The sequence below is a fragment of the Methylobacterium sp. ME121 genome (assembly GCF_000974725.1).
Lineage (GTDB): Bacteria > Pseudomonadota > Alphaproteobacteria > Rhizobiales > Beijerinckiaceae > Methylobacterium > Methylobacterium radiotolerans.
The window spans coordinates 101,586-119,742 of sequence record NZ_BBUX01000007.1 but is presented as its reverse complement, the minus strand read 5'-3'; the positions used below and the strand labels follow the sequence as shown (position 1 = coordinate 119,742).

15 protein-coding genes are annotated in these 18,157 nt (G+C 68.3%); 9 read left to right on the top strand and 6 right to left on the bottom strand.

All coding sequences use genetic code 11. From position 1 onward, the window contains the following. The first annotated feature begins 285 nt into the window (after nt 1-285). Nucleotides 286-1,392: a cyanuric acid amidohydrolase gene (atzD, locus tag ME121_RS07945; RefSeq protein ID WP_059408629.1), complete on the top strand. Its 1,107-nt coding sequence runs from the start codon at nt 286-288 to the stop codon at nt 1,390-1,392. A gap of 188 nt (nt 1,393-1,580) precedes the next feature. Here the strand turns inward: atzD and ME121_RS07940 are convergent, their stop codons facing one another. Continuing rightward, on the bottom strand, nt 1,581-2,255 hold the full coding sequence (locus ME121_RS07940) for a Crp/Fnr family transcriptional regulator (protein WP_024828587.1): 675 nt from the start codon (nt 2,253-2,255) through the stop codon (nt 1,581-1,583). A 187-nt stretch (nt 2,256-2,442) separates the two neighbouring features. Between ME121_RS07940 and ME121_RS07935 the strand changes: the two genes are divergently transcribed. Beyond that, a complete protein-coding gene (locus ME121_RS07935) occupies nt 2,443-3,243 on the top strand; it encodes a pentapeptide repeat-containing protein (protein ID WP_059408628.1) in 801 nt (266 codons plus the stop codon). Nucleotides 3,244-3,654: 411 nt separating this feature from the next. On the opposite strand, the gene ME121_RS07930 is transcribed toward ME121_RS07935, so the two are convergent. Beyond that, the gene (locus ME121_RS07930) at nt 3,655-4,059 is read right to left on the bottom strand and encodes a hypothetical protein (protein WP_059408627.1); all 405 of its coding nucleotides are present in this window, start codon (nt 4,057-4,059) and stop codon (nt 3,655-3,657) included. A 555-nt stretch (nt 4,060-4,614) separates the two neighbouring features. Between ME121_RS07930 and ME121_RS07925 the strand changes: the two genes are divergently transcribed. After that, a complete protein-coding gene (locus ME121_RS07925) occupies nt 4,615-6,513 on the top strand; it encodes a S9 family peptidase (RefSeq protein WP_029359901.1) in 1,899 nt (632 codons plus the stop codon). 326 nt (nt 6,514-6,839) lie between these two features. Here ME121_RS07925 and ME121_RS07920 read toward each other — a convergent pair whose 3' ends face one another. The 4 genes from ME121_RS07920 to ME121_RS07905 form a co-directional block, all read right to left on the bottom strand. Next, on the bottom strand, nt 6,840-7,523 hold the full coding sequence (locus ME121_RS07920) for a L,D-transpeptidase (protein ID WP_408902624.1): 684 nt from the start codon (nt 7,521-7,523) through the stop codon (nt 6,840-6,842). Between the two features lie 763 nt (nt 7,524-8,286). Then, nucleotides 8,287-8,817, bottom strand: a complete 531-nt coding sequence (locus tag ME121_RS07915; protein ID WP_012321682.1) for a VOC family protein — start codon at nt 8,815-8,817, stop codon at nt 8,287-8,289. A 67-nt stretch (nt 8,818-8,884) separates the two neighbouring features. Further along, complete coding sequence (locus ME121_RS07910) at nt 8,885-9,733, bottom strand: alpha/beta fold hydrolase (RefSeq protein WP_012321681.1); 849 nt, start codon at nt 9,731-9,733, stop codon at nt 8,885-8,887. A gap of 50 nt (nt 9,734-9,783) precedes the next feature. Further along, the gene (locus ME121_RS07905) at nt 9,784-10,668 is read right to left on the bottom strand and encodes an NAD(P)-dependent oxidoreductase (protein ID WP_012321680.1); all 885 of its coding nucleotides are present in this window, start codon (nt 10,666-10,668) and stop codon (nt 9,784-9,786) included. Between the two features lie 174 nt (nt 10,669-10,842). Between ME121_RS07905 and ME121_RS07900 the strand changes: the two genes are divergently transcribed. From ME121_RS07900 to ME121_RS07875, 6 genes are all read left to right on the top strand, one after another. Beyond that, complete coding sequence (locus ME121_RS07900) at nt 10,843-11,703, top strand: LysR family transcriptional regulator (protein ID WP_024828591.1); 861 nt, start codon at nt 10,843-10,845, stop codon at nt 11,701-11,703. A 317-nt stretch (nt 11,704-12,020) separates the two neighbouring features. Beyond that, nucleotides 12,021-13,658 carry an amidohydrolase gene (locus ME121_RS07895; protein ID WP_012321678.1) on the top strand — a complete coding sequence of 546 codons (1,638 nt, stop codon included), beginning with the start codon at nt 12,021-12,023 and terminating at the stop codon, nt 13,656-13,658. Further along, entirely contained in the window at nt 13,655-14,647 is a 993-nt protein-coding gene (locus ME121_RS07890) for a CobW family GTP-binding protein (protein WP_059408626.1), read from the top strand. Before ME121_RS07895 ends, ME121_RS07890 begins: the two co-directional genes overlap by 4 nt. Then, nucleotides 14,638-16,257, top strand: a complete 1,620-nt coding sequence (locus tag ME121_RS07885) for an ABC transporter substrate-binding protein (protein WP_012321676.1) — start codon at nt 14,638-14,640, stop codon at nt 16,255-16,257. The genes ME121_RS07890 and ME121_RS07885 overlap by 10 nt, the downstream gene beginning before the upstream one ends. Continuing rightward, nucleotides 16,254-17,237 carry an ABC transporter permease gene (locus ME121_RS07880; protein WP_012321675.1) on the top strand — a complete coding sequence of 328 codons (984 nt, stop codon included), beginning with the start codon at nt 16,254-16,256 and terminating at the stop codon, nt 17,235-17,237. The genes ME121_RS07885 and ME121_RS07880 overlap by 4 nt, the downstream gene beginning before the upstream one ends. Further along, nucleotides 17,234-18,157 (top strand): ABC transporter permease, encoded by a 924-nt coding sequence (locus tag ME121_RS07875; RefSeq protein ID WP_012321674.1) that lies wholly within the window; start codon nt 17,234-17,236, stop codon nt 18,155-18,157. The genes ME121_RS07880 and ME121_RS07875 overlap by 4 nt, the downstream gene beginning before the upstream one ends.

The following is an 18,157-nucleotide window of genomic DNA, read 5'->3' as shown; positions in this document are numbered from 1 at the left end:
AGGATCGGCGCGTCCCCGGACCCCCGCCGGTCCCGGCTCGGGCGCTTACGCTGGGGACCAGGCGCGTGCCGGACGACTCCGTCACCGTCTCACGACCCCGTGGCGCTCGGCGGCGTGCCTCCGCGGCGAGGCCGGGACCGGAGCTCCGCCAGCCATGTCGTCCCGTCGGGGCGGTGCCGGATCGTCCGCAGCCGAGAGGAACGCCTAGCGGCGCTCCCCGGATTCTCCGACGCTGGTCCGGTTCGTGCCTAGCGGGGCCGCACTCCTCTTTGCGCCTGGTTCCTCATGCCCGAATGCCTCGTCTTCCGCGTGCCCGCGCAGCATCCCGCCGACGTTTCCGGGGTGATGGACCTCGTCACCTCCGGGACGGTGGGTGCGCCCGAGATCGTCGCGATCTTCGGCAAGACCGAGGGCAATGGCTGCGTGAATGACTTCACCCGGCAACTCGCGGTGATGGCTCTGGAGACCGCGCTCGCCACCGCACTCGGCTGCACGCCGGCGGAGGCCGGAGCCCGGATCGCCCTCGTCATGTCCGGCGGCACCGAAGGCGGGCTGTCGCCGCATTTCCTCATCCTCGCCCGGCGTGAAGGACCCGCGGCGCCGGAGCGGAAGGCGCTCGCCATCGGCACGGCCTTCACCCACGCGTTCCGGCCGGAGGAGATCGGCCGGATGTCGCAGGTCGAGGCGACCGCGGCGGCGGTCGGCCGGGCCATGGCAGAGGCGGGGCTCACCGATCCCGCCGACGTGCATCTCGTGCAGGTGAAGTGCCCGCTTCTGACGAGCGCCCGGATCGCCGACGCGGCCGCCCGGGGCCACGGCGTCGCCACGCACGACACCTACGCCTCGATGGGCCTGTCCCGGGGCGCCTCGGCGCTCGGCATCGCCGTCGCCCTCGGGGAGGTCGATCGCGAACAGCTCACGGATCCCGCCATCGGCACCCGGCGCGATCTCTTTTCCGGCCGCGCCAGTGCCTCGGCGGGGATCGAGCTGATGCGCAACGAGATCATCGTGCTCGGAAACGCCCCAGGCTGGACCGGCCCGCTCGCCATCGCCCACCGGGTCATGGACGACGGTATCGACCTGCCCGCGATACTGGGGGTCCTCAGCGACCTCGGCTTCCCGGAAGCGGGGCCGTTGTCGCGTCAGGAGTCGGAGCGCGTGATCGCCCTGCTCGTCAAGGCCGAGCCTTCCCATGACGGCCTGATCCGGGGACGGCGCCACATCATGAACGACGACAGCGACATCAACGCCACCCGGCACGCCCGCGCCCTGGTCGGCGGGGTGGCCGCCGCCGCAATCGGCCGGACGGACCTGTTCGTCTCCGGCGGCGCCGAGCATCAGGGGCCGGACGGTGGCGGCCCGGTCGCGGTCATCGCCCGCGTGAGGGACTGAAGCGGCGCCCCGGAACCGCAGAAATCCGATCAGCGGACGTGCGAGCGCCAGGAGGTCGGAGCCGATCCTGCGCGAAGACAGACGGCATGACCTTTCGATGTTGCAACGCCTGGTGCTGGCCATCGCGCTGACAGCCGCGACCTCGCCCTAGACATACCTGCCGACACCGCCTTCCGTGACCGCGCAGGTCATCGGCGGCCGGCGGCCGCCAGGCTGGCGCGGTCGACGATCTCGACCGCGCCCCGGCGAAGCTCGATGAGGCCCGCCTCAGCCCACTGCGCCAGGATCCGGCTCACCACCTCCCGCACGCTGCCGACATCGTCGGCAAGCTTCTGATGGGTTACCGCGGCGATACCCCGCGGCTCGGACTCGGCCAGGAGCCGCTGCACGAGGCGCTGCTTCAGCGGTGCGAAAGCGACCTCATCGATCAGCGTGAACAGGCCGGACATCAGCCGCGTGTAATCGTCCATGACGAAGCTGCGGAAAGCGGCGCTCTCGCCCATCAGGTGCTGGAACGTGCTCACCGGCAGCGCCGCCAACTCGGTCCTCTCCTCGGCCACGCTCTGCGCCGGGAACGTGCCGCCGGACAGCAGGCACTGCGTGGTCAGGGCACACGTGCCGCCGGGACCGACCTTGTAGATCAGCACCTCGCGCCCGCCCTCCGACATGCGGAAGATGCGCGTGCGACCCTCCAGGCACATCAGGTAGTTGGCGCACGCGCCATCCAGTTCGTAGGCGATGGCGCCCGCGTCCAGCACCGGGAAGTGCACGGTTCCCCGGGCGATCTGGAGGTGCGCCGGGCTGAGCGCCCGAAGAAGCGGGAACCGGTCGATCCAACGCTCGACCTTCTGAGCATCCGTCATGGCTGGCGTCGTCCCCCCCGGCCATGACGACGGGCTGATCGTCCGGCTAGCGTCGCGTTCTTCTCCCGCCGCGCCGGACTTGTGTGACCTGGGTCACCGACCGGGCGCAGCGGGTCGGCATAGCATCCGACCACACCGAACACGATAAGGGCGCCCGCCATGTGCGGCACCCGCCGGGAGTGAACCGATGCGCCGCCTCGCCCTCAGCCTCACGCTCGCTGCCGTCGCCGCCGGCCCCGCCGCGGCCGAACAGGACCTCCTGCTCGGGGCGGACATGTCCTCGCCCGCCATGACCAAGGCCGACATGAGTCGCGCCGACGTCGAGGCGCTGATCGAGGGCGCGGACGGCAAGCCCGTCGATCTGCACGACAAGTCCCTGTCCGGCCTCGACCTTTCCGGGCTGAACCTGCGGGGCGCCAACCTGCGGACGGCGCGCCTGAACAGGGCCAACCTGCGCGGCGCCGACCTCAGCGGGGCAAACCTCGAACAGGCGTGGTTCCTGAAGGCCGACCTGGCCGGCGCCAAGCTCGCGGACGCGAAGATGTTCGGCATCACGGCGCGGGACGCCGACCTCAGCGGCGCCGACCTCAGCCGCTCCATGCCCATCGGCGACTTCAAGGGCGCCAACATGAGCGGCGCGACGCTGGTCGACCTCAAGGGCGGAGCCGACATCAAGAACCAGTCCATGGGCCTGATGCGGGCGGTGTTCACATCGGTGAACCTGGCGGGCGCGAACCTCAAGGGAGCCGACCTCGGCCGGTCGCGCCTCGAGTATGCCAACCTGAAGGACGCCGACCTCACCGACGTGGTGCTGATAGGCTCGGATTTGTCGGGCGCCAACCTGACCGGCGCTACGGTGACGGGCGCGGACTTCAAGAACGTCGACGTCAGCGGCGCCCGGTTGATCGACCTCAAGGGTCAGTCCGAGGCCAAGGACTGGACCGAGCGCGTGAACGTCGACCGCGCCGTCACCCAGGCTTCGAACTGAGCCGCCCGTCGCCGCGGACCCCACCTGCTCGGCGCCCTCCCCGCCGGCCTCGCGCTGTCGTCGTGGCCATCGGCCCGATGACCGCCACGGGCTACGACAAGTCTGCGGAGACTATCCCGGTCGACGCCTCACCAGACTGGCTGACAAACCTGACTACCCGCCGCTGACCGGGTTGGATCGTCAGGGAGATGTCCGCTTCGGCGCCCGTGTCGCGCAGAAGCGGACCGACAGAAATCCACCCTGAGCGGTCCTCCCGCTGCCGACCGCCCCCTGCCGATCAGGGGCCGGCCGTGATCCACGCTCCAGGAGGAGATCCGCGGCCGTCGAGCGGCGCGGGCGCGGCCAACCGCCATCGCCCGCGCGCCCAAGATCTCACGCCGCAGCGTCTATCGCACCCTCGAGGGTGCGGCATCACCAGGCGCGGTCGCGCCGTCCCCGAACCTGGTATGAGTGCTGGTTCATTTCGCGACCCTCGTGTGAGTAGTCGGTCGGCCCCCAGAAGCCGTCCGGCGACCAACTGCGCGGCTGCACGGGAACATACCCACCGTCCCAGTTGCGAGGCCTCATATCGGCGATCAGCCTGGACCCATGGTCGTAGCGGTACATCTCGCCGCGGTTGCCCTTGGTGGGGCGTCGCACGGCGCTCAGGTCAGCGGCGATGTCGACAGGAGCCGTCTTCTTGAAACCTCTGCTCGGCGCGCGCTTCACAGTCACAGACTTCGTATCGAAGTAGTCACGATAGTCCCCATATGACTCGACCGCCGTCGCGCCGACCGTCGATCCGAGCAATATGGCGGCTGCGAGCAGGTTCTTCACGGCCCAACACCTTCTGCCTTTCAGCTGGCATCTAGCCGATCCGAATTTACGCTGGCCTGCCGAACTGTGTAGGATTGTAGGCGCTCTTCCAGGGATTGCGGTGACGTGCAGCACAAGCCGGCCGCTGCTCACGACGCATGAGCGGTCCGGTTCTCCGATTCCCAGGATCCTGCCGATGGAGCTCGATCGGCTGTTTTCGATGCGGCCCGATCCCGCCATTCAGCTGGCTTGAAACGGGCCTGCGAGCAGCCGCGGCCGTGTCGTTCGCTTCTCCGCCCAGGAAGACGTCTCCTATCCCTCGACGTTGCTTCCGCGCCGGCCTGATGGCGATCGCATGGTGAATCAACGATTTTACGGCCTCGCAACGGCGCCCAGTTTATCTGACTACTCGCGTCGACCGAATTCGGTGCGAGAATTTAAACCATCACCCAATGAAACAAATCGCACCGACAGGCCGCGCCACAATCGCCACACGATTATCCTCACCTCAGCGTACAGTAGATCTCTATTTACCGGTCGAGAACAAATCCCTCTTCCTCCATCGAAGGCTCTCAAATGCAAGGCGATCTGATCCCACGGCGCATCCTGTTCGGAAATCCCGAGCGTGCCTTTCGGCAAATCAGCCCGGACGGCGAGTGGTTGACCTGGGTCGCACCCGCCAATGGGGTGATGAACATTTTCATCGCGCCGCGCGCGACTCCCGACCGCGCTCGGCAGCTGACCTTCGATCAGGGCCGCGGCGTCACCGCCTACTGCTGGACGATGGGTGCGACGCATCTTGTCTACGGCCAGGACACTGACGGCGACGAAAACACCCGCCTCTACGCGCTGAACATCGCCGACGGGAGCGTGCGCAACCTGACGCCCGAACCCGATGTGAAGGCGAACCTCGGCGGTGTGAGTCGCAAGATCCGCGACATGATCATGGTCTATCTCAACGACCGGGATCCGCGGTTTCACGATCTATACGCGATCAACCCGGCAACAGGCGAGCGGCGCAAGCTCGCTGACAATCCCGGCTTTGCCGACATCATGGTCGACGCGGCGTTCCGGCCGACCCTCGCGGTCGCCCTGCACCCGAACGGCGAGATGCACCTGCTGCGCAATGCACGCGCCGAGGGGCCACCCGCGCCCGAGGACTGGCAGCCGTGGCAGACCATCCCCCGCGAGGATGCACGCACCACGTTCCCGCTCCACCTGAGCGCCGATGGGTCGATCCTCTACATGGCCGACAGCCGCGGTCGCGACACCGCCGCGCTCAGCGCGATCACCCTCGCCACGGGTGAGCGGACCCTGATTGCGAGCGACCCGCGGGCCGACATCACCGAGACCTTCACCGACGCCGAGACGCAGGAGATCCTGGGCTACGGCGTCTCCTACCTCGTTCGCGAGTTCCATACGGTCGATCCGCGCGCCGGCGATTTCGCGTGGCTGGCAGATCAAGGCCTCGAGAACCCCGTCGTGGTCGGTCGCACCGAGGCCGACGACATCTGGCTCGTCGGGACCTATTCCGACGTCTCCCCGGGCGAGGTCTTCGTGTTCGACCGGCCGAACCGCACGCTCACGCGGCTGCCGCCAAGCTCGCCGGAGCTGGCAGCGGCAGGTCTCCGTCCGATGGAGCCGCACACGATCCCGACCCGGGACGGGCTGAACTTGATCTCGTACGCGACCCTGCCGGAACGCGCGGGCCCGAGTGAGCGCGTTCCGCTCGTGCTCGTCGTCCACGGCGGCCCCACGGCCCGTGACGAGTTCGGTTGCAACCGGGAGCATCAATGGCTTGCCAATCGCGGTTACGCTGCGCTCAGCGTCAACTTCCGCGGCTCTGCCGGATTCGGGAAGGCGTTCGTCAACGCCGCCGAGGGTGAGTGGGGGCGGCGGATGGACGACGACCTCATCGAGGCCGTGACTTGGGCCAAGGATAACCTGCCCATCGATCCGAGCCGGATCGCCATCTACGGCGCGTCCTACGGCGGCTACGCTACCCTCGTCGGGCTCACCCGAAACCCGGATCTCTACGCCTGCGGTGTCGACATCGTCGGACCGTCGAACTTGGAGACCTTACTAGAGACGATTCCTCCTTACTGGGAGGCGGGCCGCCATCAGTTGAAGCGGATGATCGGTGACCCGGACACCGCCGAGGGCCTGGCACGCCTGCGAGATCGCTCGCCGCTTCATCAGGCGGACCGCATTCGCCGGCCGCTCATGATCGCGCAGGGCGCCAACGATCCGCGGGTGAAGCGGGCAGAGAGCGACCAGATGGTCGCGGCCCTGCGCAGCAAGGGCATCCCTGTCAGCTATCTGCTGTTCCCCGACGAGGGACACGGGTTCGAGCGGCCGGAGAACACTCTCAGCTTCTATGCCCAGGCCGAGGCGTTCCTGGCTGCGCATCTTGGCGGCCGCTGTGAGCCGGACGATCCCGTGACCCGGGAGCGCAGCAGCATGCAAATCCTCTGATCGCGCCGCCGAGCCGTCACCGAGGCCGGCGATGGTCTCAACAGCATCGCCGGATCCCTCGCGAGGGCACGAGCGGTTGACGGAACCATCGTGTGTCCGCTCACGGCTCACCGCCGAGCCGGAGCGGACGGGCAGAGAACGACCCACCCGGCCAGCTGTGGTCCGACGCGCTTCGCTCAGGAGCGGAGATGCCGAGGTGTATCGGGGAAGCGAGCAGTCGACGGGACGATCGGTGTGGCGGGCGCTCACGAAGGAGGATCGGTGCAAGAGCGAACCTTCCTCCTCAAGAATGACGGCTTTCGGATACGTAATGTATCCCTGCATCATCAAGGCTTCGGAACGGCACTGAGATGTCCAGGCCCCTCTTCTTCGCGCGCTGTCGCGAAGGCCTCTAGCGGCTCGACGTGCGCGTCGGGCCGCAGCACCACGACCTTCGTATTCACGGGCACGCGCTCGTAGAGGTTGATGATGTCCTGGTTAAACATCCGGATGCAACCGGACGAGACGTTCGTGCCGATGGTTTGCGGCTCGGTCGTGCCGTGAATGCGGTAGAGGGTGTCCCGATCGCCGTCGAACAGGTAGAGCGCGCGCGGGCCGAGCGGGTTCGTCAGGCCCGGCGCCATGCCGTTGCGCCAAGGGCCGTTCCGCTCGGGCTCGCGCCGGATCATGTCGGCGGTCGGCGTCCAGCGCGGCCATTCCGCTTTGCGCTTGATCTCGGCGGTCCCGTTCCACGCGAGACCGGCCTTGCCGACACCCACCCCGTAACGCAGGGCCCTGCCGTTCTCGCGTACGAGGTAGAGAAACTTGTTGCCCGGATCGACGACCACGGTACCCGGCGGCTCGCTGCGCGGGTATGCGACCTCCTGGCGGAAGTAGCGCGGATCGACCGCGCTGATGTCGGTCGCCGGCAGCGGGAAGCGTTCGGCGGGCTTCGCCGCGTACATGGCGAGGAAGCTCGGGTGCACCGGCGCGACGCGCGCGATCGCCCCAACATCACGATCGGTCGCCATGCAGCCCGCCGCCAGCAGCGTGAGCGACAGCACGGAAGCGCCGCGCAGCGCTCGGGCACGGGCCGAGCGCGGACCATTGCAGAGATCAGGCATCATGGCTTCGCAGTCGTCTCCTGTCATCGCGTCATGCTTCTTCGACAGCCGGCACCTTGGCGCCGGAGTCGCAGCGATCACGAAGCTATAGGCCAATTTTCTGAGATCGTTTCTTCGAATGATGCGAGCGTCGATCTATCACGCGACCATATCTTCGCAACGGAGTGAGAGCATCAACTTACATGATCCGCATAAATTGCAGTTCGGCCCGTATCCGCCTGCACCACTTGCACATGAACCGGTCCTTTCGAGCAAGCGGCGGGCAGGCTCGGCAACAGGCGGATCATCGCGGCCTCGATGGCCGACATTGAGGCCTGATGCAGTCTCAGCCTCGCCGTGCCGACTGAGCGCAGAGGGCCGGGAGGGGGCGAGCAGGATGGAGGCTTCGAGCTTGGAGCCGGGCTAACGGCTCTCGCGCTGAGCCGTTGTCTGCCGTGACCGTCACACGAGCCGCCCACCAGATCACAGCGGCGGTGCTCACCGGTAGCGGGCTGCCGCAGGGTGAGAATGGCCGGCCGGCGCCCACGGCGTTCACAGCGCAGATCCGCAGGCCGTGGCTCTACGCACAGGCCGTCGCGCCCGGGCGCCCCCCAGGATCGATGCGCGCGTCGCTTCAACGACACCGACGATCGTGGAAGCCGCTGCTGATGCGAGCCGCCTTCTCTCCTACTCACTCCTCGTCTTGCCATCGGCGCAGATCAGTTTGGTCATGATAGGCCATGCGGTCCGGCGTGGTGATGAATTCTACCGTCGTGCCCCAGGGCATACGGCAGTAGCAGACCTTGTTTCCCGGACCTTTCTCGGTTGCATAGGGAATGACGCGTGGCGCGGTGAGAGGGGTCCCACCGGCTCTCTCGAAGCGCTCGACCGAGGCGTCGATGTCGTCGGTGTAGAGACCGAAGTGCGTGATGCCGAAGTCGCTCGCTCGGACCGGCTGGGCTTGCTCGGGGCCGTGCATTTCGAAGAGCTCGATATCGGGTCCGGTTCCGATCTTGACCATCGCCTGCCCGCGCACGACCGTTCCTGGGTATGCGCCGACGGCCCGCTCGAACTCGGGCCCCTGCCGCGGTGGATCCTGCGGTCCGAAGGACTGGTAGATCACTCGGGCGCCGAGAGCTTCCACCAGAAACGACTTTGCCGCTTCGATGTCGGGCACCGTGATGCCGATATGATTGACCCCGCGCGTGACAGGTGCCGTCATGACAGTGTTCCCTTCTTGATTGATCAACCGCGATTCGCCCTGGCGACACGGGCGCGGGAGCAGAACCTCAATCGGCCTCGAGGAAATCGATCAGAGCGGCCGCGACTTCGTTCGGCCGCTCATCCGCGACATAATGGCTGCACCGCGCAATCGAGCCGCCGGTCACGTTGATCGCGAATTCCTTGAGCATCGGCACCATCTCCGCACCGAAACGCTGATCGCCGCCGAGACCCAGCACCGGTATTTCGAGCGGCTGCTTCTTGTACTCGAGCGCGGCCGCATGGTCGGCGGCGAGGGTGCGATACCATTCCATGCCGCCGCGGGTGCGGCCAGGAAGCGCCATCGCTTTCGCGTAGATCTCGATGTCCGCCGGATTGAAGGTGCTGTGGTCGTAGAACCGCTCAGCCATGAAGGCCGATACATAGTCATATTCGCGGCCATGGATCAGACGCTCGGGCAGATCCCGGTTCACATGGAAGCTGAAATGCCAGAGCCTCGCGGTCGTCGCCTCCCACTCGGTCCAGCCGGGAAGCGGCACGTCGAGGACGGCGAGATGCGTGACAGCCCTTCGATGAAGGGCCGCCTGCGGCAACGCCACCATGCCGCCGATGTCGTGTCCGCACACGGCATAGCGTTCGTGTCCGAGGGCGACCATGACTTCGTGCGCGTCGCGCGCCATCGTCGCCTTGTCGTAGCCGCCGAGCGGGCAGTCGGAAAAGCCCGCGCCGCGCAGGTCCATGGCCACCACGCTGAAACGCTCGGCCAGCAGCGGCATCACATGGTGCCATTCCCACCATGTTTCCGGCCAGCCGTGAAGCAGAAGGATCGGCGGGCCTGAGCCCCCTGTGACGGCGTTGATCTTGATGCCATTCACCGGCATCGACTGCTGGGTAAATCCCTTCAAAGTCGCGATCATGATCGCATTCCACACGATGTTGAAGTTCGGACAGAGCTCGCGGCCGGCGCTCAGCGCTCGCCGGAATCGGTGGCGGTCGCGATGTTACGAACCGTCATGTCGGCCATGATCGACCAGTCCTTCTCGCCGAGGCCCGCTGAGACAGCGTTGGCGAGTCCTTCTCGGACAGCCTCAAGCATCGGGAGCGTGCGTCCGATCTGGTTGCCGGCCTCGACCGCCAGGCGCATGTCCTTGAGCGCGAGCTTGGCTTTGAAGCCGGGCTCGAACGATCGGTCCGTGATCTGCGCGCTGTAGCTCTCGTAGGCACGGCCCGAGAAAAGGGTGCCCAGGATGAGCTCGAAGAAGTCCGCGCGGTCCAAGCCCACGCTCTCGGTCAGCACGACACCCTCAGCCATCGCCTCGATCGCCATGGCGATCATCATGTTGCAGGCGATCTTGGCGGCGTTCGCGCGCGCCGGATCCTCCCCCAACTTCCAGACTCTCTTGCCGATCGAAGCGAGCAACGGCTCGATCGCGGCAACCGCATCGGCCTTCCCGGCTGCCAGGATGTTGAGCTGGCCGCTCGCCGCTACGTTCGGCCGCCCGAGCACGGGCGCGGACACATAGCCGAGGGCAACCTTCTCGTGCAGCACCTCCAGCTCTCGCGCGAGAGCGACCGAGATCGTCGATGTGATGACATGGGTCAGCCCTGGACGCGCCTTTGCGAGCAGACCGGCATCGAGGATGACTTCTCGAATGGCAGGATCGTCGGACAGCATCGTGAAGACTGCGTCAGCCTGGAATGCATCAGCCGCGACCGGGACCAGCGTTATTCCGGGAACGCGATCCTGGACGATCCTGCTACGGTTCCAGGCCCGCACCTCATGGCCTGCCTTCACCAAGTTCAGGGCCATGGCTGAACCCATACTGCCGAGACCGATGAACCCGATCTGCATGATCTATCTCCTGCCGTTCGGACGAGGGCCGTGCGCGGGATCGGACGCAGGCTGTTGAGCGATCATCGGGCTGAGACCCGCGCCCTCAGATATCGGCAGCAACCTAGATGGTCAGAATCGTTCTTGAAGTGACAGAACTGTATTCCTAGCGTTCAGTTTTGTGTGGGTGCCGCGATGGAATGGAGTGACGTCAGAATCTTTCTCGCTATCGCGCGATCCGGCACGCTCGGCGGCGCCGCGCGGTCTCTTCAGACAAGCCATCCCACCGTCGGCCGGCGTCTGCGCGCGCTTGAGCAGGCGATCGGTCACACGCTCTTCCAGCGGACTGCGGACGGTCTCGTTCTGACCGAAGAGGGTCACGGGATCATCGCGCTGGCGGAGCAGATGGAAGAAGGCGCGCTGGCCATGGAGCGCCGGCTCGCAGGGCAGGAGCAGAACCTCAAGGGCAGTCTCCGCATCTCATCGGCGGACTGGTTCGGGGCCTATGTTCTGCCTCCCATCCTGGCGGACTTCTCGAGGGCCTACCCCCATGTCGACGTCGAGATCCTGACCGGCACGCGCCTGTTCAACCTCGCCCAGCGGGAGGCCGACCTCGCTTTCCGTATCGTGCCGTTCAACACCGCCGATGTGGTCCAGCGGCGACTCTTCAGGCTCGAGTACGGCGTCTACATCGCCGAGGAATCACATGACCCCAGATACGGCGATGGCACGGGTTTCCGGCTGATCACCCACGAGACATCGACGGGTCACTTCCCGGACATCGCGTGGCTCATCGAGACTTTCCCCAACGCAAGACCGGTCCTGCGCTCGAACAACCGCAACGTCCAAGGGCGCATGTGCAGGCAAGGCGTCGGCATCGCGGTCCTGCCCCGCGTCGTCGGCACGCAGATCCCGGGTATCCGCAGGCTGGACCTGCCGACGCAACCGCCAGCGCGAGATATCTGGGTGGGATACCACCGGGATCTACGGCGTCTTCGGCGTCTTCGTGCGTTCGTCTCGACCGTATCGGACCATCTCGGGAACGCGACCGTATGATGGGTCGCCGGGAGAGCGATCAAGGCTGCCGGAGGGCTTGAGCCGAGGCGTCTGATCGCGACGCGCGCGGTGTCGCCGGTGGAACGCCGGAGCGGGTCCTGACGCGAGCAGAGGACAGCTAAGCCACGCTGACGCCTACTGCCACCTGTTGCCGAAGACGCCCGCACCGGCCACGTCGTCTCCGGCAGCCCCGCATCGCCGCTCAGGCCGAAGCTCTGAAGTGGCACCGCCGCGCCCTGGCTCCCTTCATCCCCGACGTCTGGCGCTAGCGGCCCGGGCGAACGGCCGACATCCTGGGCGCCGTGCCGAGGACAGCCATGCCGAGCGAGATCACCCTCTTCGAGGCCCGGCGGGTCATCACGATGAACCCGTCGCGGCCGGACGCGACGCATATCGCCGTGCAAGACGGGCGCGTGCTGATGGTCGGGACGCAGGCCGAGTTCGACGGGCTCGACGCGGTTCCGGACCGCCGCTTCGCCGACAAGGTCATCCTCCCCGGCTTCGTCGAGGGGCACGCCCACGTGATGGAGGGCACCCTCTGGCGCCAGACCTATGTCGGCGCCGGCGACCGCCGCAGCCCGGACGGGCGCCGCGTGCCGGGCCTGCACGACATCGGCTCCGTCGTGGACCGGCTCTCGGAGGCGGACCGGTCCATCGCCGATCCGGACCAGCTGCTCTACGGCTGGGGCTTCGATCCGCTGCATCTCGGCGGCGCGCGCCTGACCCGGCACGACCTCGACCGGGTCTCGACCACCCGGCCGGTGATGGTCCACCACGCCAGCCTGCACATCACCAACGTCAACAGCCTGCTCCTGGAGATGGCGGGCTTCGATGAAACCACCGCCATCGACGGCGTGCCGAAGCTGCCGGACGGCACCCCGTCCGGCGAACTGCAGGGGATCGCCGCCCGGCTGCGCCTGTTCCGGGGGCTCGGCTACAACCCGATGAGCGGGACCCTCGACGCCGCCGACGTGGCCCGGTTCGGTGCGGCCGCGCAGCTGCAGGGCATCACCACCATCGCCGACCTGCACAACGACCTCACCGACGCGACCGTGGCGGTCTACGGCGCCGCCTGCGTCGAGGGCCTGCCGGTGCGGATCGTGCCGGCTCTGGCCTCGGTCTCGTGTCCCCCGGAAGACGGCGTCGCCAAGATCGGCCGCCTCGTCGCCGCCAACACCGATCGCCTCCGCTTCGGCATCGTCAAGATCGTCGTCGACGGGTCGATCCAGGGCTTCACCGCCCGGCTCCTGCCGCCGGGCTATCACAACGGCGCTCCGAACGGCCTCTGGTACGTCGCCCCCGAGGATCTCGACCGGATCGTCGGCGTCTACCACGCCGCCGGCATCCAGCTTCACATCCACACCAACGGCAACGAGGCCACCGAGGCGGCCCTCGACGCGGTCGAGAAGGCGCAGATCGCCCATCCCCGTCCCGACCATCGGCACACCCTTCAGCACTGCCAGATGGCGACCGAGGCGCAGCTGCGGCGGGTCAAGGCCCTGGGCCTGTGCCTCAACCTGTTCTCGAACCACCTCTATTACTGGGGCGACGCCCATCACGACCTGACGATGGGACCGGAACGGGCGGCCCGGATCGACGCCGCCGGGAGCGCGGCGCGGCTCGGCATCCCGCTGGCGATCCATTCGGACGCCCCGGTGACGCCGCTCGGGCCGCTGTTCACCGCCTGGTGCGCCGTCAACCGGACCACGTCGTCGGGGCGCCTGCTCGGCCCCGAGGAGCGGCTGAGCGTCGCCGAGGCCCTGCACGCCGTGACGCTGGGGGCCGCCTACACCCTGCGGATGGACCATTGCGTCGGCTCCATCGAGGCCGGGAAGTTCGCCGACTTCGCCGTGCTCGACGCGGACCCGTACGAAGTGCCCCCGGAGGCGCTCAAGGACGTCCCGGTCCACGCCACGGTGCTCGGCGGCCGCGTCTTCGCGGTGCCGCCGGCATGAGGCGCGGGCTTCCCGCGCCCGCGACGCGCTGCCCGCTCACGGTCGTCGGCGGCTTCCTCGGAGCCGGCAAGACGACGCTGCTGAACCGGCTGCTCGCCGGCTCGCAGGGCCGCTACGCGGTGCTGGTCAACGATTTCGGGGCGATCAACGTCGATGCGGGCCTGATCCGGGACCATGACGGCCAGACCCTGCGGCTGACCAATGGCTGCGTCTGCTGCAGCCTCGCCGACGGCTTCCTCGACACGCTGATGCGCGTCCTCGCGGAGCCCGAGCCCTTCGACCACATCGTCATCGAGGCGAGCGGCGTCGGCGATCCGGGCGCCATCGCGGAGATCGCCCTGGTGGAGCCAGGCCTCGTCCTGCGCGGCGTCGTCGTGCTGGCGGATGCCGAGCGCCTGCCCGGCCTCGCCGCCGACCCGCGCCTGGGCGACACGCTCGCCCGCCAGATCCGCGCCGCCGACCTCCTCGTGCTCAACAAGCGCGACCTCGTGGACGCGTCTGGCCGCGCGGCCGCCCGGGACACGCTCGCCGCCCTCGCGCCGGGCGTCCCGGTGGTCGAGACCGTGGCGGCCGCGCTGCCCGCGGCGGTCTTCGATCTCAGCGGCGCGGGTCCGGAGCGGGTCCGGCCGGGATCGAGCGGGCTGCGGGCCGAGGCGGTCCCGCACGAGGAGACCTTCCAGCGCCTGCTCTACCGGCGCGCGGGCGCGTTCGACCGCGTCGGGCTCGAGCGCGCGCTCGCCGGCATGCCGGCCTCGCTCCTGCGGCTGAAGGGGCGCCTCGGTCTGGCCGGCCGATCCGAGACGCATCTGCTTCAGATGGTCGGGCGCCGCTGGAGCCTGTCGCCGCTGCCGGAGCCCGCGCCGGACGGGGCCGAGCTCGTCGGCATCGCGGCGACCGATCCCGAAGCCGGCCCGGCGCTGGCCGGCCTCCTCGACGCCGCGCTGCGACCCCCGCAAACCCCACACGGAGACCGAACCCGATGCGCCTGACCAAACGCACGCTCCTCGGCGCCGGCCTCTCGGTCCTCGCCGCGCCCCTGACGGCCCCGATCCTCGACCTGCCGAAGGCGCTGGCCGACGACGCGATCGCGCCGCTGGTGATCGGCACCAACCAAGTGCCGCGCCACTTCAACGGCGCCGTGCAGTCCGGCATCGCCACCGGGATGGTCTCGACGCAGATCTTCGCGAGCCCGCTGCGCTACGACGATCAGTGGAACCCGCAACCCTATCTGGCGAAATCCTGGACTATCGCCCCCGACAACTTGAGCGTGACGCTCCACCTCGTAGAGGACGCCGTCTTCCACGACGGGCACCCGCTCACCGCAGAGGATGTCGCCTTCTCGATCGGGGTGATCAAAGCCAACCATCCGTTCCAGACCATGCTGGAGCCGGTCTCGACGGTCGAGACCCCCGACGCCCACACGGTCATCATCCGGCTCGCGCGCCCGCACCCGGCGCTGCTGCTGGCCATGTCGCCCGGCCTGATGCCGATCCTGCCCAAGCACGTCTACGGCGACGGCCAGGACATCAAGACCCATCCGGCCAACCTGAAGCCCGTCGGATCGGGCCCGTTCAAGTTCGTCGAGTACAAGCAGGGCGAGTCGATCCAGCTCGAGCGGTTCGACCGGTTCTTCATCCCCGGGCGGCCCAAGCTGGCGCGGCTCGTCTACCGGATCCTGCCGGACCAGAACAGCCTCGTCATCGCCACCGAGCGGCGCGAGATCGGCATGCTGCCGTTCCTCTCCTCGGTGCGGGACATCGAGCGCCTCGCCAAGGCGCCGACCCTGACGGTGACGGATCGCGGCTTCGAGGGGATCGGCCCGATCAACTGGCTGGCCTTCAACTGCGGGAAGAAGCCCCTCGACGACGTGCGCGTCCGTCGGGCCATCGCGCTGGCGGCCAACCGCGCTTTCATCACCGGCAAGCTGCTCGGCGGCGTGGCGAAACCCGCCACCGGCCCGATCGTGCCGGGCTCGCCGTTCTACGAGCCGGCCGTCGACCTCTACACGCTCGACATCGCCAAGGCGGACGCCCTGCTCGACGAGGCCGGGCTGAAGAAGGGGCCGGACGGCACGCGGTTCCCGCTCACCATCGACTACATCCCCAACGACAACGACCAGCAGCGCAACGTCGCCGAGTACCTGCGGGCCGGCCTCAAGCGGATCGGCATCGCCCTTCAGGTCCGGGCCGCGCCGGACTTCCCGACCTGGGCGCAGCGCGTCTCCAACTTCGACTTCGACCTGACCATGGACAACGTCTTCAACTGGGGCGACCCGGTGATCGGCGTGGCGCGGACCTACCTGTCGACCAACATCCGCAAGGGCGTCATCTGGTCGAACACGCAGCAGTACAAGAATCCGAAGGTCGACGAGCTGCTGAACGCCGCCGCGGTCGAGACCGACCTGGAGAAGCGCAAGGCGCTCTACAGCGAATTCCAGAAGATCGTCGTGTCCGAGGCGCCGATCGCCTATATCAACCTCACCCCCTACAAGGCGGTCTACGACAAGCGCCTGACGAACCTGCCCCTGTCGATCTGGGGGCCGCTCTCGCCCCTCGACGAGGTCGCCTGGGCGCAGGGCGCCGCCGGAGCCGAGCGATGACGGGCCTGCGCAGGCTCGGCGCGACGGCGGCGAACGCCGCCGGCCTGCTGCTCGCCGTGGTGGTGCTGAACTTCCTGCTGATCCAGGCGGCGCCGGGCGATCCGGCGCAGGTCATCGCCGGGGAGATGGGCGGCGCCTCGCCGGAGATCATGGCCGAGATCCGCACCCGCTACGGCCTCGACCGCGGCCTCCCCGAGCAGCTCGCGACCTATGTCGGCAAGGTGGTGCGGGGGGATCTCGGCTACTCGTTCTACTTCAACGAGCCGGTCTCGCGCCTGATCCTGGGTCGTCTGCCGGCCACCGCGCTGCTGGTTCTGAGTTCCCTCGCCCTCGCGGTGCTGGCCGGGGCCGGCCTCGGGATCCTGGGTGCCCGCAGGCCGAACGGCCTCGTCAGTCACGCCGTCTCCCTGGTGGCGATCGCCGGCAACGCCGCTCCGGTGTTCTGGACCGGCCTGATGCTGCTGGTCGTGTTCGCATCCCTGTGGCCGGTGCTCCCGGTCGCCGGGATGGAGGACGTGGCCACCCCACGCCACGGCCTCGCCTACGCCCTGGACGTCGCCCGCCACCTGGTCCTGCCGGCGCTGACCCTCGGCATCGTCTACGTCGCGCAGTACAGCCGCCTGATGCGCGCCAGCATGATCGACGCGCTCAACGCCGACTACGTCCGCACCGCCCGGGCCAAGGGCCTGCCGGAGCGGACCGTGATCGGCAAGCACGCGCTGCGCAACGCGCTGATCCCCCTCGTCACCATGGTCGGGCTCCAGTTCGGGCAGCTCTTCGCGGGGGCGATCCTGGTCGAGACCGTGTTCGCGTGGCCGGGTCTCGGCCGGCTGACTTTCGACTCGATCCTGCGGCGCGACTACCCGACGCTGCTCGGCATCCTGTTCTGCTCGGCGCTGCTGGTCATCGCCGCGAACCTCGTCACCGACCTCCTCTACCGCCTGATCGACCCGCGGATCCGCGCCGGGAGGCCGGCATGAGCGCCCTCGCCGCGGCCGAACCGGCGGTGCGGCCCCAGCCGGTGCGATCCGAGACCGCGCCACCGATGCCGCGCCCGGCGGCGGATCCCGGCCTCGCCGCCTTGCGCCTGTTCCTGCGCAACCCGAGCGGGCTCCTGGGCCTGGCCATCCTGATCGGCCTGCTGTTCGCCGCGCTGGCGGGCCCGCACCTCTACGGGGTCGACCCGTTCGAGATCGTCGGCGCCCCGTTCCAGCCGCCCGGCGGCGACCCGGTGCTGGGCACCGATTACCTGGGTCAGGATATCCTGGCGGCCCTGCTCCAGGGCGGCCGCGCGACCCTGCTGGTCGGGTTCTCGGCGGCGCTCATCACCGTGGTGATCGGCGTGACCTTCGGGGCGCTCGCGGGCTTCTTCGGCGGCCGGGTCGACGCGGCGCTGATGAAGGTCACCGAGTTCTTCCAGGTGCTGCCGACCCTGCTGTTCGCGATGGTTCTGGTCACCCTGTTCGGCCAGAAGATCGCCATCACCACGATCGCGATCGGCATCGTGTCGTGGCCGCCGACCGCCCGGTTGACCCGGGCCGAGTTCCTGCGCCTGCGCGGCCTCGACTTCGTCAAGGCAGCCCGGGCGGCCGGTGCCGGACCGCTCTACCTGATCGGACGGGTGATCCTGCCGAACGCCGCGCCGCCGATCGTGGTCTCCGCGACGCTGGCGATCGGCACCGCCGTGCTGTTCGAGGGGGCCTTGAGTTTCCTCGGCCTGGGCGACCCCAACGTGATGAGCTGGGGGCTGATGATCGGGCAGAACCGCGCCTACGCCCTGGAGGCGTGGTGGACCGTGCTGCTGCCCGGCGCGGCGATCTTCCTCGCGGTCCTCGGGGTCAGCCTCGTGGGCGACGCGGTCAACGACGCGGTCAATCCGCGCCTGCGCAAGCGGAGCTGA